The sequence below is a fragment of the Tsukamurella sp. DT100 genome (assembly GCF_049844855.1).
Lineage (GTDB): Bacteria > Actinomycetota > Actinomycetes > Mycobacteriales > Mycobacteriaceae > Tsukamurella.
Genome location: NZ_JBNCLV010000003.1, coordinates 388,840 through 401,099 on the forward strand (window position 1 = coordinate 388,840; position 12,260 = coordinate 401,099).

The 12,260-nt window shown below is 74.1% G+C and carries 11 protein-coding genes and 1 pseudogene; 6 read left to right on the forward strand and 6 right to left on the reverse strand.

What is annotated here, in order from left to right:
* Positions 1-4 precede the first annotated feature (4 nt).
* Genes cydB through cydC form a run of 3 tightly spaced genes read left to right on the forward strand, consistent with a single transcriptional unit; the run spans position 5 to position 4,206 of the window.
* Positions 5-1,039, forward strand: a complete 1,035-nt coding sequence (gene cydB, locus ACLQ3K_RS09010; protein ID WP_425998666.1) for a cytochrome d ubiquinol oxidase subunit II — start codon at positions 5-7, stop codon at positions 1,037-1,039.
* Entirely contained in the window at positions 1,032-2,636 is a 1,605-nt protein-coding gene (cydD, locus tag ACLQ3K_RS09015; RefSeq protein ID WP_425998668.1) for a thiol reductant ABC exporter subunit CydD, read from the forward strand. Before cydB ends, cydD begins: the two co-directional genes overlap by 8 nt.
* Positions 2,629-4,206 (forward strand): thiol reductant ABC exporter subunit CydC, encoded by a 1,578-nt coding sequence (gene cydC, locus ACLQ3K_RS09020; RefSeq protein ID WP_425998670.1) that lies wholly within the window; start codon positions 2,629-2,631, stop codon positions 4,204-4,206. The genes cydD and cydC overlap by 8 nt, the downstream gene beginning before the upstream one ends.
* On the opposite strand, the pseudogene ACLQ3K_RS09025 reads toward cydC, so the two are convergent.
* Positions 4,173-4,998: pseudogene (locus ACLQ3K_RS09025) on the reverse strand (SDR family NAD(P)-dependent oxidoreductase). The gene cydC and the pseudogene ACLQ3K_RS09025 overlap by 34 nt on opposite strands.
* Before the next feature lie 23 nt (positions 4,999-5,021).
* On the reverse strand, positions 5,022-5,597 hold the full coding sequence (locus ACLQ3K_RS09030; protein ID WP_224649287.1) for a TetR/AcrR family transcriptional regulator: 576 nt from the start codon (positions 5,595-5,597) through the stop codon (positions 5,022-5,024).
* A 78-nt stretch (positions 5,598-5,675) separates the two neighbouring features.
* Between ACLQ3K_RS09030 and ACLQ3K_RS09035 the strand changes: the two genes are divergently transcribed.
* Entirely contained in the window at positions 5,676-6,209 is a 534-nt protein-coding gene (locus ACLQ3K_RS09035; protein WP_425998673.1) for a pyridoxamine 5'-phosphate oxidase family protein, read from the forward strand.
* 49 nt (positions 6,210-6,258) lie between these two features.
* On the forward strand, positions 6,259-6,945 hold the full coding sequence (locus ACLQ3K_RS09040; protein WP_425998675.1) for a DUF899 family protein: 687 nt from the start codon (positions 6,259-6,261) through the stop codon (positions 6,943-6,945).
* Between the two features lie 219 nt (positions 6,946-7,164).
* On the opposite strand, the gene ACLQ3K_RS09045 is transcribed toward ACLQ3K_RS09040, so the two are convergent.
* Positions 7,165-8,715, reverse strand: coding sequence for a hypothetical protein (locus ACLQ3K_RS09045; RefSeq protein ID WP_425998677.1), 1,551 nt, complete (start codon positions 8,713-8,715; stop codon positions 7,165-7,167).
* Positions 8,712-9,662 (reverse strand): ABC transporter ATP-binding protein, encoded by a 951-nt coding sequence (locus ACLQ3K_RS09050; RefSeq protein ID WP_425998679.1) that lies wholly within the window; start codon positions 9,660-9,662, stop codon positions 8,712-8,714. The genes ACLQ3K_RS09045 and ACLQ3K_RS09050 overlap by 4 nt, the downstream gene beginning before the upstream one ends.
* A gap of 90 nt (positions 9,663-9,752) precedes the next feature.
* Here ACLQ3K_RS09050 and ACLQ3K_RS09055 point away from each other — a divergent pair, with 90 nt between their 5' ends.
* Positions 9,753-10,448 carry a TetR/AcrR family transcriptional regulator gene (locus ACLQ3K_RS09055; RefSeq protein ID WP_425998681.1) on the forward strand — a complete coding sequence of 232 codons (696 nt, stop codon included), beginning with the start codon at positions 9,753-9,755 and terminating at the stop codon, positions 10,446-10,448.
* Here the strand turns inward: ACLQ3K_RS09055 and ACLQ3K_RS09060 are convergent.
* On the reverse strand, positions 10,445-11,092 hold the full coding sequence (locus ACLQ3K_RS09060) for an FABP family protein (RefSeq protein ID WP_425998683.1): 648 nt from the start codon (positions 11,090-11,092) through the stop codon (positions 10,445-10,447). The genes ACLQ3K_RS09055 and ACLQ3K_RS09060 overlap by 4 nt on opposite strands.
* A 115-nt stretch (positions 11,093-11,207) precedes the next feature.
* Entirely contained in the window at positions 11,208-12,227 is a 1,020-nt protein-coding gene (locus ACLQ3K_RS09065) for a LacI family DNA-binding transcriptional regulator (RefSeq protein WP_425998685.1), read from the reverse strand.
* Between the last annotated feature and the right edge of the window lie 33 nt (positions 12,228-12,260).

Sequence of the window (12,260 nt, forward strand, 5' to 3'; positions counted from 1 at the left end):
CGCCATGACTCTCCCCGACTACTGGTTCCTCGCCATCGGCTTCCTGTTCACCGGCTACTTCGTGCTGGAGGGCTTCGACTTCGGTGTCGGCATGCTCATGCCGATCCTGGGCCGCAAGCGCTCCCACGCCGACGCCGAGCAGCGCCGCCGCGTACTGCTCAACACCATCGGCCCCGTCTGGGACGGCAACGAGGTGTGGCTCATCACCGCGGGCGCGGCGATGTTCGCCGCCTTCCCCGTCTGGTACGCCGAGGTCTTCTCCGGCTTCTACCTCGTGTTGCTCGCGATCCTGGTGGGGCTCATCACCCGGGTCTGCGCGATCGAGTGGCGCGGCAAGATCGACGAGCCGCGGTGGCGCGGCTGGGCGGACGTCGGCATCGGCCTCGGCTCCTGGATCCCCGCCTTCGCGTGGGGCCTGGTCTTCGCCAATATCGTGCACGGCGTCGACCTCGACGAGCGCGGCGGCATGACCAGCGAGGTCTGGGACCTGCTCAACCCGTACGGGCTGCTCGGCGGGATCGCGACCCTCGGCCTGTTCCTCCTGCACGGCGCGATCTTCGTCGCGCTCAAGTCCGACGGTGACGTCCGGGTGGACGCCCGGAGCCTCGCCGTGCGGATGTGGCTGCCCGTCACCGCGATCGGCGCCGTCTTCGCGGTGTGGACGCAGCTCGAGCACGGCAAGCCGTGGACCTGGGCGATGGTGGTCCTGGCCGCCGCCGGCCTGCTGGCCGCGGGGCCGCTCGTCCGCGCCGGGCGGGAGCTCGCGGCGTTCCTCGCGACCTCGCTGACCGTCATCGGCGTGAGCGTGCTGCTCTTCGGCTCGCTGTTCCCCAACGTCCTCAACGCGACCGACCCCGCCCGCACGATCACCATCGAGGCCGCCGCGTCCTCGCACTACACGCTGGTCGTGATGTCCTGGTGCACCGTCGTGCTGCTGCCGCTAGTGATGATCTACCAGGCGTGGACCTACTGGGTCTTCCGCCAGCGGATCTCCGTCGCGCAGATCCCGCCGTCGATCGGCCTGCGCCCCCGTGCCTGACGCCCGGGCCCCCGTCGACCCGCGGCTGCTCCGGTACGCGCGCAGCTCGCGCGTGTTGATGGTCACCGTGATCGCCTGCGGCGTCGTGGAGACCGCCGCGTTGATCGCGCTGGCCTTCGCGCTCGCGACGGCGCTGGCGCGCCTGGTGACCGGCAACGCGGACGTGACGCAGCCCGTCGTGCTGGCGGTGGCCGCCGTGACGGTACGGGTCGCGGTGAGCCACCTGCGATCCCGCATCGAGCGACGCGCCGCCGACCGGGTGGTCTCCGAACTGCGTTCCGCCGCACTGGACGCCGTCGGTCCGGGCCGGACCCCCGTCGACCGGGAGGAGCTGCGCACCGCGCTCACCCGCGGCCTCGACGACCTTCCGCCCTACCTCACCGGCTACGTCCCCGCCCTCGCGCTGAGCGCCATCGCGACGCCGGTCCTCATCCTCGCGATGTTCCTCGCGGACTGGGTCTCCGGCGCCATCGCGCTCGGCACCCTCCCGCTGCTGCCGATCTTCATGGTGCTCATCGGCCTGCTCACCCGCGACCGCACGCGGCGCCGCCTGGAGGCGATGTCGCGGCTCTCCGCGCGGCTGCTCGACCTCGTCGCCGGCCTGCCGACGCTGCGGGCCCTGGGCCGCGAGCGCGGACCCGAGCGCACGGTCCGCGACCTCGGCGCGCGCAACGAGACCGAGACGATGGGCGCGCTGCGGATCGCGTTCCTCTCGTCCTTCGCGCTCGAACTGCTCGCCACCCTGTGCGTCGCCCTCGTCGCGGTGAGCATCGGCCTGCGGCTCGTCTACGGCGAGATGACCCTGTTCGCCGGTGTTTTCGCGCTGATCCTCGCGCCCGAGGTGTACCGGCCGCTGCGCGCTGTCGGCGCCGGCTTCCACGCCGCCGAGCAGGGGCTCGAGGCCACCGGCCGGGTCTTCGCCCTGCTCGACGCCCCCGCGCCCGCCGCGGTGCGCGGCACCGCGCGCCCGAGCGTGCTCGTCGCCCGCGGCGTCACGGTCGACGGGCGGGACGGGGCGGCACCGTCGGGCTTCGACGGTGCCTTCGCCCCCGGCCGGCTCACCGTGCTCACCGGGCCCAACGGCTCGGGCAAGTCCACGCTGCTCACCGTCCTGGCGGGCCTCGCGGCGCCGGACGCGGGCGAGGTCACCGTCGACGGTGCGCCGCTCGCCGGGGGCCCGGAGTGGTGGGCGCACGTGGCGTGGTGCCCGCAGCACCCGTACCTGGAGCCCGGCACCCTGGAACACAACTTCACGCTGCTGGGCGCCCCCGCAACGGATTCCGTGCCCGAGGTGCTCGCCGCGACGGGCCTCGACGAGGTGGTCGCGGAGCGCGGCTGGGAGCGGCCCGTCGGCACCGGCGGGGCCGGGTTGTCCGCCGGGCAGCGGCAGCGGCTCGCGCTGGCCCGCACCCTCGCGCTCGGCCGGGACGTGCTGCTCTTCGACGAGCCCACCGCGCACCTCGACGAGGAGCTCGCCGCGCGCGTCCTCGCCGAGCTGCGCTCCCGCGCGGACGCCGGCGCGACCGTCGTGGTCGCGGCGCACGACCCTCAGGTGCTCGCCGCCGCCGACGAGGTGCTGGAGGTGACGCGTGCGTGACCTGCTGATCTGCCTGCGGGCCACGCGGACCCGTCCGCTCGCCGTGCTCGGCGCGGTGGGCGCGGGCGTGCTCACGGCCGCCAGCGCCCTCGCGCTGGCGGGGCTCTCCGCGTGGCTCATCACCAAGGCGTGGACGATGCCGCCCGTGCTGGCGCTCTCGCTCGCCGTGACCTCCGTGCGCGGGCTCGGCATCACCCGCGGGCTGATGCGTTACGTCGAGCGGCTCGCGTCGCACCGGCTCGCGTTGCGCGGGCTCACCGAGTTGCGGGCCGCGCTGTACCTGCGGCTCGCCGGGGCCGCGCCGGCGGAGTCCGTGCGGCTCTCCGGCGGCGAGCTGCTCGCCCGCACCGGCGCCGACGTCGACGCGGTCGGCGATGCGCTGGTGCGCACCGTGATCCCCGCCGCGGTCGCGGCGACGGTCTCGGTCGCGGCCACCGCCTGGATGTGGTTCCTCGATCCCCGCGCCGGGATCGCGCTCGCGGTCTGCCTGCTGGCGGCGGGGCTCGTCGCGCCGTGGCTGACCGCGCGCGCCACCCGCGACCGCGCGGCCGCGGAGGCCGCGGGCAGCGAGGCCTTCGGCGCCGCGGCCTCGGCCGTGCTCGACCACGCGGGGGAGCTCGCCGTCGCGGGCCGGCTGGACGAGGTGCGGGCCCGCGCCGCCCGCGCCGAGGACGCCCGACGGTCCGCCGTCGACCGCGCGGCCCGCACCGGCGCGCTGGCGGACGCGGCGATCCCGCTCGCCGTCGGCGTCGCCGTGGTCGCCGCGCTGCTCGTCGCCGTCGCGCGGATCGACTCGGCGGCCGCGACCACCCTCGGCATCCTCATCCTGCTGCCGCTCAGCGCCTTCGAGGCTGTCTCCGTGCTGCCCGACGCGGCGCGGCAGTACGTGCGCTCCGCCGACGCCGCGGGCCGGCTCGCGCCCCTGCTGATCCTGCCCTCGGTGCCGGCCGGCACCGTCCCGGTCGCCCCGCACCCGCGGCTGGAGCTGGGCGCGCTGACGCTCGACCCCGGCGACCGGCTGGCGGTGCGCGGCGCCTCCGGGGCGGGCAAGACGACCCTGCTGCTCGCCCTCGCGGGTCTCGACGACCGCGGCGGCGAGGTCCTCGTCGACGGGACGCCCGCGCGCGATTGCGCGGACCTGCCCGCGTCGGTGGGCTTCTTCGGCGAGGCCGCCCACGTCTTCGCGACGACGGTGGCGGAGAACTGCCGCGTGGCGCGCGGCGACGCCACCGACGCCGAGATCGACGCGGCCCTGCGCCGGGTCGGGTTGGGGGAGTGGATCGACGGCCTGCCGGACGGCGTGCGGACCCCGCTGGAGGACGGCGCCGACTCGCTCTCCGGCGGCCAGCGCCGCCGGCTGCTCCTGGCGCGGGCGCTGCTCAGCCCCGCGGGTGTCGTCCTGCTGGACGAGCCGACCGAGCATCTGGACGCCGCCGACGCGGAGCGGCTGCTGGCCGAGATCCTCGACCCCGCCGGGCTGTTCCCCGGGCGCACCGTCGTCGTGGCGGGGCACGCGGAGCCGCCCGCGGGCGTGCGTCAGTGGGAGATGGACCGGCTCAGGTCCGCGTAGCGCTCGGCCTCCGCGTGCTGGGCCTCCGTCGCGCGCAGGATCGCGTGCAGCGCGTCCTTCCCGAGGTGGAGCCGGGTCGGCGGGTCGGGCATCGCCGCGACAGCGACGAGCGCCCGCGCCAGGAGCGCGGGGTCGCCGCCCTGGTTGTGGTTGAGCCGGTCGAGCGCGGCGAGGGTGCCGGCGACGACGGCGTAGTCGTCGATGGCGGTCGCGGGGCGGCGGCTCGACGAGGCGTCGAGGAAGTCGGTGCGCACCCCGCCCGGGCAGATCGCGACGGCGTGCAGCCCGAGCGGCGCGACCTCGGCGTCGAGGGCCTCGGTGAGCAGAAGGACCGCGGCCTTGGTCGCGCTGTAGATCCCCTGCGCGGGGCCGGTGACGCTCGCGGAGATCGACGCCAGGTTGAGGATCCGTCCCGACCGGCGCGCCCGCATGCCCGGGAGCACCGCCTGCGTGACCGCGAGGACGCCGAAGACGTTGACGTCGAAGTTCGCCCGCACGTCGTCGAGCGCGACCTCCTCGACCGCGCCGAGCAGCGAGTAGCCGGCGTTGTTGACCAGCACGTCGATGCGGCCGCTCCTGCTCGATCCGCGCGACGGCGCGGCGCACGTCCGCCTCGTCGGTGATCCGCATCGGCAGGGCCAGGAGGTTCGGGTCGTCGATCTCGGCCGCGAGCCTTTCGGGGCTGCGGGTGGTGGCGGCGACGCGGGCGCCGCTCGCGAGCGCTGCCTTCACCACCTCGAGGCCGATGCCCTTGGACGCTCCGGTCACCAGCCACACGGGGGAGTCGCTCATGACCCCATGGTGCTCCGCCGCGCTCAGTCGCGCAGGATTCCCGCGATCGCCGCGTCGACCGCGGCCTCGGCGAGCGGCCACTGCTGATCGCCCGGCAGGTGGTGCAGCGGCCCGCGCAGGGCCATCTCGGCGAAGCCGTGGACCATCGACCAGCAGGACCAGGTGGCGGACCGTCGGGCCTCCGGGCGCAGCAGGTCCGCGTGCACCAGGAGGTCCAGGGCCTCCGACAGCGCGACGTACGGCGGGATCCCGTTGAGCGACTCCGGGTCCGGTGCCTCGTCGCCGAAGAAGCACACCGAGAACCAGCCCGGCTCGGCGAGCGCGAAGGCGATGTAGCCGAGGCCGACGGCCCGCAGGCGCTCGACGGGGCCCTGGCCGGGGCTCACTGGCATCGCGTCGGCCATCCGCTGCTCGATCGCGGCGCTCACGGCCCGCAGGAGCGCGAGGCGGTCGGGGAAGTGGCGGTACGCGGCGTTGGGGCTGACCCCGACCCGGCGGGTGACCTCACGGATGGTCAGCGCCGACGGTCCGCCGGCGCGCGTGACCTCGAGGCCCGCGTCGACCAGCGCCTGCGCCAGGTCACCGTGGTGGTACGCCATGCCCTTGTGTCCCCCGCCCCTCAAGTGTACGGTGTGAACATAACAGATGTGTACGCTGTGAACATGCCAGGAGGCGCGATGACCACCAGCACGACGCCCGAGCCGGTCCTGCACCCGGAGTTCAGCAGCCCCGGGGCCGTCGCCACGTCGTGGGCGGAGGTCGCCGCGGCGCTCGACGGTGCCGAGATGTTCCGGCTCAGTACCGTCCGCGCCGACGGGAGGCCGCACGTGTGCCCGCTGCCCGCGATGTGGCTCGACGGCGCGCTGTACTTCGTGACCGGCTGGGAGGAGCAGAAGGCGCGGAACCTCGTGCACGATCCGCGCTGCGTCCTCACCACCGGGACCGACGCGTACCGCCACGGGCTCGACGTCGTCGTCGAGGGCCGCGCCGAGCGCTGCACCGATCGCGCCGTGCTCGAGACCCTCGCGCGGATGTGGCGCGACCGGCTGGACTGGCCCTACGACGTCGACGACGACGGCTTCCGGCACCACGTCGACGGGCTCGCGCCCAACCCGGACGCCGCCTCGCTCCCCGTCTTCGGCGTGCGCCCCGACAAGGTCCTGTCGTTCTCCCGCGGCGAGCACTTCGCGCAGACCCGCTTCCGGCCCTGAGCACCGTCACGTCCGTCCCGAGACTCCCACCCCGAGAGAGGAAACCGTCATGAACGCCATTCCCACCGTCGTCGACCGCGAGACCTGGCAGAAGGAGCTCGACGCACTCCGTATCCGCGAGAAGGCCGCCACCCGCGAGCTCGACGCCATCGCCGCGCAGCGGCGCGCCCTGCCCGCCGTGGAGCTGCCCGAGTACCGGCTGACCGCCGAGGACGGCTCGTCGGTGACCCTCGCCGAGGTCTTCGACGGCCACTCGCAGCTCCTCACGTACCACCACATGTGGACCGACGGGAACGAGTGGCAGTGCCCCGGTTGCACGGGCGTGACCTCGCAGTACACCCGGACCGACTTCCTGGGCAACTGGGACGCGCGGATGGTCGTGATCACCAACGGACCGATGGATGAGGTGCTGGCGTACAAGAAGCGCGTCGGGAACCGGATGACCTGGTACTCGTCGGCCGGCTCGGACTTCGGGGCCGACGTGGGCGCGCCTCCCGGAGGCGGCTTCGCCTACAACACCTTCGTCCGCGACGGCGAGAAGGTCTACCACGTGTGGCAGACCTTCAGCCGCGGCGCGGAGCAGGTGTCCTACACCTTCGGCCTGCTCGACGTGCTGCCCTACGGCCGCCAGGAGGAGTGGCAGGACGCGCCCGACGGCTGGCCGCAGGGGCCGACCTATTCGCGCTGGGCGTCGTCGAAGCAGTTCGCCGACTGGTACGGCGAGAATGCATCCTGACCAGCGTGTTCGCCCTCCGGATAATTCCGTTGCCGACGCCTGCGAGCGGGCGTAGCGTCGAAGACGTCAACGGAAAGGAGGTGATCCAAGAAATGGTGAATTTCAGGATCAAGGAGGTGGCTGACCGCTAGGCGGCCACCCACCTGGAATACGGCAGGCCCCGGGAGCGCGTGATGTTCACGCCCCCGGGGCCTGTTTCCGTTCCGGGGCCGGCGCGGCTCAGCCCGCGGCGAGGTCCCGCCGCGCGGCGAGGGCCGGCGTCGCCGCGCCGAGCACGACGGCGAGCGCCCCGAGGACGACGGTGGCGGTCAGGTCCGGCGCGTCGATCGGCAGGGTCCCCACCGCGTGCAGCGGGGACAGGTCCCGCGCCCAGCCGGGCAGCCGCAGCGTCTCCGCGAGCAGCCCGACGACGCCCGCCCAGGCCAGCGCGACCCACCCGAGCAGGACGGGGCGCACCGTCGCCGCCCGGGAGGCGAGCCCGACGAGGACGATGACGGCCACGGGGATCAGGTAGCCGGCGCCCGCCGCGAGGGCCGAGCCCACCTCCGCTCCGCGCCCGGTCGCGAGCGCCGTCGCGACGCCCAGGACCGCGGCACCGCCGAGCAGGACAGCGCCCGCGCCCGCGAGCGCGACCGCGCCCCAGGAGGGCCACCAGGTCCGGAGCGGGACGCGCGTCGCGGCGACGAGGCCGAGCCGGCCCTCCGCCTCCTCCGCCGAGAGGGTGCCGACGGTGCCGAGCCCCGCGGCGCCCGCGCTGAGCGCGATGAACAGGAGCGCAAGGCTGCTGACGAGATCGGTCGCGGACCGCACCCCCATCGCCTCCAGCAGAGCGGAATTCGCGTCGATGAGGCGCGTCACCTCGTGCGAGAGGGCCCCGAACACCGCCGCCCAGACGGCGGCGAACGCCGCCCAGCCGACCAGCGTCCCGGCCGCGAGCCGGGCGGCCAGGCCCAGCGGCGACGCGAGCCCGGGCCGAGCCCGCGGCGGGCCCAGCCGCGGCGCGACCACGCCCGCGCCGAGATCGCGGCGCCGCGCGATCGCCACCGCGCCGGCCGTCGTCAGCGTCGTCATCGCGGCGAGGGCCACCAGCGGCCACAGCTGCGGCGCCGCCCCGAACGGGCGGATCTCGGCGGGCCAGCCGAGCGGGCTCAGCCAGGTGGCGTCGAGGCCGCGGCCGTCGACCGTCGCGCGGACCAGCAAGGTCGCGAGCAGGAAGCCCAGCGCGAGGGCCCACGCGGTGCGGGCGGTCTGCGCGAGCTGTCCGGCGACGAGGCCGACGCCCGCGTACGCCGCCATCAGCAACCCGATGCCGGCGCCGTAGCCGGCGCTTCCGGTGGCGAGCGCCGAGAGGACGCCCGCGGCCGTGCACGCGCCGCCGATCACGACCGCCGCGGAGGCCAGGGGCGCGAGCGGGGCGATGCGCGTCGCGGTGATGAGTTCCGTGAGGCCGGACTCCTCCTCGCGGCGCGTGTGCCGGATCGCCAGGCCGATGCCGCACGCCGCCACCAGCAGTTGGCCGAACAGGCCGACCTCCAGCGCGGTGATGCCGCCGGCGGTGTCCAGGTCGTAGCCGCGGCCGTTGAAGGCCGCGCCCGCCGCGGAGTCGCCGATGGAGGCGGCGTACCCGGCGCGGGCCTCCGCGGTGCCGTAGAGGCCGGCGATGCTGACCGCCGTCACGGCGACCAGGCCCGCGATCGCCGCCGGCGCGGCGAGCAGGCTCACCCGCCCGGAGCGCAGGCGCAGCCGGATCGCGGCGACGAGGCCGTTCATCGGGGGCTCCCCGCGGTCTCGGCGCTGCCCGCCTCAGCGCCGTCCGCCTCGTCGCGGTAGTGACCGAGGAAGAGCTGCTCCAGGCTGGGCGGGTGCACCGCGAGCTCGGTGGGCCCGGCGGCCGCGACCGCGGCGACGGCGCCGGCCAGCCCGGCGTGTGAGGCCGTGAGCCGCGTGCGGATCCCCGCGGCGGTGCCGGCGGTCTCGAGGTCGGCGACGCCGGGCAGGCCGTCGAGGCCCACGGGCGGCGCGGGGGTCACGGCGTCGATCGCGGTGCGGGTGCCCGCGCGCAGCTCCCGGAGCGTGCCGGTGGAGACGGTGACGCCCGCGCGGACGATGGTCACGCGGTGGCACAGCGCATCGACCTCGGCGAGGATGTGGCTGCTCAGCAGGACCGTCCGGCCCTCGGTGTTGCGCTCACGGACCGCGTCCTGGAAGTGCGCCTCCATCAGCGGGTCGAGCCCCGAGGTGGGCTCGTCCAGGACGTACAGGTCCGCGTCACAGGCGAGGGCGGCGATGAGCGCGACCTTCTGCCGGTTGCCCTTGGAGTACGTGCGGGCCTTCTTGCGCGGGTCCAGTTCGAAGCGCTCGATCAGCTCGTCGCGGCGACGCGGGTCGAGGTGTCCCTGTAGGCCACCGAGCACGTCGATGCACTCGCCGCCGCTCAGGCCCGGCCACAGCGAGACGTCGCCGGGCACGTAGGTGAGGCGGTCGTGGACCGCCGACGCGTCCGCGCGCGGATCGAGACCGAAGACCCGGGCCTCGCCGCCGTCGAGCCGCAACTGCCCGAGCAGCGCGCGGATGGTGGTCGACTTGCCCGCGCCGTTCGGGCCGAGGAAGCCGTGCACCTCGCCCTCCTCGACGGTGAGGTCCAGTCCGTCCAGCGCGACGGACCGGCCGAAGTTCTTGCGGAGGCCTGATGCGGAAACTGACAGTGACTTGCTCATGACAGTGACTGTACGACTTTCGTCCGCCCTTGGGAAGATGATTCTGCGAGTGACTGTCAGAATGGACGGTGATCGAAGGAAGGGGTCCTGATGCCGGAGCCGATGAACACCGCGGTGCGCGATGCCGCCGGGCACGCGGACGGCCCGGCGCCGCAGCCGACTCTCCGCGAGCGCAAGAAGATGGCCGCGATGGTCCACATCCAGCGGGTGGCGCTGCGGATGATCGACGAGCGGGGTTTCGACTGGGTCACGGTCGAGAAGATCGCGGCCGAGGCGGAGGTCTCCCCGAGCACCGTCTACCGGTACTTCGGCACGAAAGAGGGGCTCATCCTCACCGACGCCTTCGACTCGCGATCGCTCGCGACGATGGGACATCTTCTTGCGCAAGGGGTCCCACCCTGGGAGGCGGTGACGAAGGCGGTCATCGACATGTCGGTCGAGACGAAGGACGAGCTCGACGAGACGGCCCCGATCCGCGCGCGGCTCTGGTTCGAGATCCCCTCGGTGCGCGCTGCGGCGTTCCTCATGATCGACGAGGCGACCGAGCATCTCGCGGAATCCGTGGTCGCCGGAGGGCGGTACGACCGCTACGAGGCGCGGGTGATCGCGAACGCGATCCTGTGGTCCCTCGTCGCCGCACTGCGGAACTGGCACGAGGCCGGCGGTGGGGACGACTGGCACGCGCACATCACGGGCGCGATCGACACCCTGCGTCGGTTGGGGGTTCCGCCCGCGCCGGGAGCTGCGGCGCCGAATGATCCCGAGGGGATCGCGCCGGGGAACTAGCCCGCGTAGCGGTTGAGCTTGGCGCTCAGGCGGGGGATGAGCTCGCCGTCGGCGTCGATGCGCTCCTCGACGTACGCGAGCGCGCCGCCTTGCTCGACGAGGCCGTACAGCCGCTTGGCGGCGCCGGCGAGCGGTGAGGACTTGGAGCGGATCACCACGTCGGCCTCGAGCTCCCACGCGGTCTGGGAGACGGGCTTGCCGTAGTAGAGCTCGACGATGCCGCTGGCGTGGGTGACGACGAACTCGATCTCGTCGTCCTCGCCGATGTGCCAGAAGCCGGCCTCGCGCAGGTCGGGCTCGGAGAACTCGCCCTTGTCGTCCAGCTTCCAGGACCGCGCCTCCCACGAGAGGAAGTTCTGGCCGTCGTGGCTGACGACGATCTGCTGCCCGAAGTGGTAGTCGCCGGCCGCGTCGTGGCCCTCGCCCTCGCCGCGCCAGATGCCGACGAGGGGGAGCAGGCCGAGCAGGCCGGAATGCAGGTCCGGGCCCTGCCGCAGGTTCGCCGTGTCGTCGGCGAGCGGCAGCCCGGGGAGGTTCGAGATGTTGCGCGACGAGGTGGTCTCGGCGCGCTCGACGGCGGCGTCCAGCGCCTCCTGACCGGTACCGGCGGAGACGGAGGCGTCGGGGGTGGCCTCGTCGCTCACGGCGGTTTACTGCCCGTCGGTGAGGACGCGGTACATCACGAAGATCGCGAACGCGAAGATCGCGACCGACGCCACCGCCATGAGGATCTCGAAGAAGATGACCATGGCCTCGATACTAACCCCCGGCGTGCGGCCGCTCGCAACCGCACGAGTCCCGGTGGTGGAAGGCTGTGGGCAATCTCTCGACCCGCCGCGGACCGTCGAATCCCTCGATCCGTTCGACGAGGAGGTCGACGCACCGGCGTCCGATGGCCTCGACGTCCTGGGCCGCGGCGGTGAGGCCGGGGGCGAACAGGTCGGACCACTCGAAGTCGTCGTAGGCGACGAGCGCGACGTCGTCGGGGATGCGCAGGTCCAGCTCGCGCAGAGCCCGCATCGCGCCGACCGTCATCTCGTTGTTGAGGACGACGAGGGCGGTGGGCCGCGGTGCCCGCGCGCGGAACATGGCCAGGGTCTGGACGCGGGCCTCGTCGGCGCGGGAGTCGCCGCAGCGCACGTGCCGGGGCGCGGCGCGCAGCCCCGCGGCGTCCATCGCGCGGACGAAGCCCTCGATCCGTTCCTCCGTGGACTGGATGCCGGGTCGGCCGGTCAGGACGCCGATGCGCCGGTGCCCGAGCTCGGCGAGGTGCGTGGTGAGCCGGACGACGGGTTCCGCGCCCTCGGACGCGACCTGGTCGACGTCGGCGGGGGAGAGGCGGTCGATGAGGACCAGGGGTGTCCCCGCCGCCCGGACGGTCGGGATGGTCCGCTCCTCAGATCCCGGCGACGGCGCCATGATCAGCCCGTCCACGCGGCGGTCGAGCAGCGAGCCGACGAGGCGGTGCTCGATCTCGGTGTCGTCGTGGGAGTCGCCCATCATCAGCGTGTAGCCGAGCTCGCTGGCGCGCGACTCGATCGCGCGCATGAGGGGGCCGAAGTAGGGGTTGCGTCCGGCGGCGATGCTCAGCGCGAGGACGCCGGACCGCGACGTCGCGAGCGCGGCCGCCAGGGCGTTCCGCCGATAGCCCGTGGAGGCGATCGCGGCGAGCACCGCGTCGCGGGTGCGCGGGTCCACGCGCCGCGTCTCATTGATGACGTGGGAGACGGTGCTGATCGACACGCCGGCGGCGGCGGCGACGTCGGCCATGTTTCCCATCGGCCCAGTCTGCCCGCCCGTGAATCGGCCGCG

Bases quoted from the DNA above. Each gene is read 5' to 3' on its own strand.
- cydB (WP_425998666.1), top strand. From the start codon at position 5: ATGACTCTCCCCGACTACTGGTTCCTCGCCATCGGCTTCCTGTTCACC.
- ACLQ3K_RS09030 (WP_224649287.1), bottom strand. From the start codon at position 5,597: ATGGCGTACCACCACGGTGACCTGGCGCAGGCGCTGGTCGACGCGGGC.
- ACLQ3K_RS09035 (WP_425998673.1), top strand. From the start codon at position 5,676: ATGACCACCAGCACGACGCCCGAGCCGGTCCTGCACCCGGAGTTCAGC.
- ACLQ3K_RS09040 (WP_425998675.1), top strand. From the start codon at position 6,259: ATGAACGCCATTCCCACCGTCGTCGACCGCGAGACCTGGCAGAAGGAG.
- ACLQ3K_RS09045 (WP_425998677.1), bottom strand. From the start codon at position 8,715: ATGAACGGCCTCGTCGCCGCGATCCGGCTGCGCCTGCGCTCCGGGCGG.
- ACLQ3K_RS09050 (WP_425998679.1), bottom strand. From the start codon at position 9,662: ATGAGCAAGTCACTGTCAGTTTCCGCATCAGGCCTCCGCAAGAACTTC.
- ACLQ3K_RS09055 (WP_425998681.1), top strand. From the start codon at position 9,753: ATGCCGGAGCCGATGAACACCGCGGTGCGCGATGCCGCCGGGCACGCG.
- ACLQ3K_RS09065 (WP_425998685.1), bottom strand. From the start codon at position 12,227: ATGGGAAACATGGCCGACGTCGCCGCCGCCGCCGGCGTGTCGATCAGC.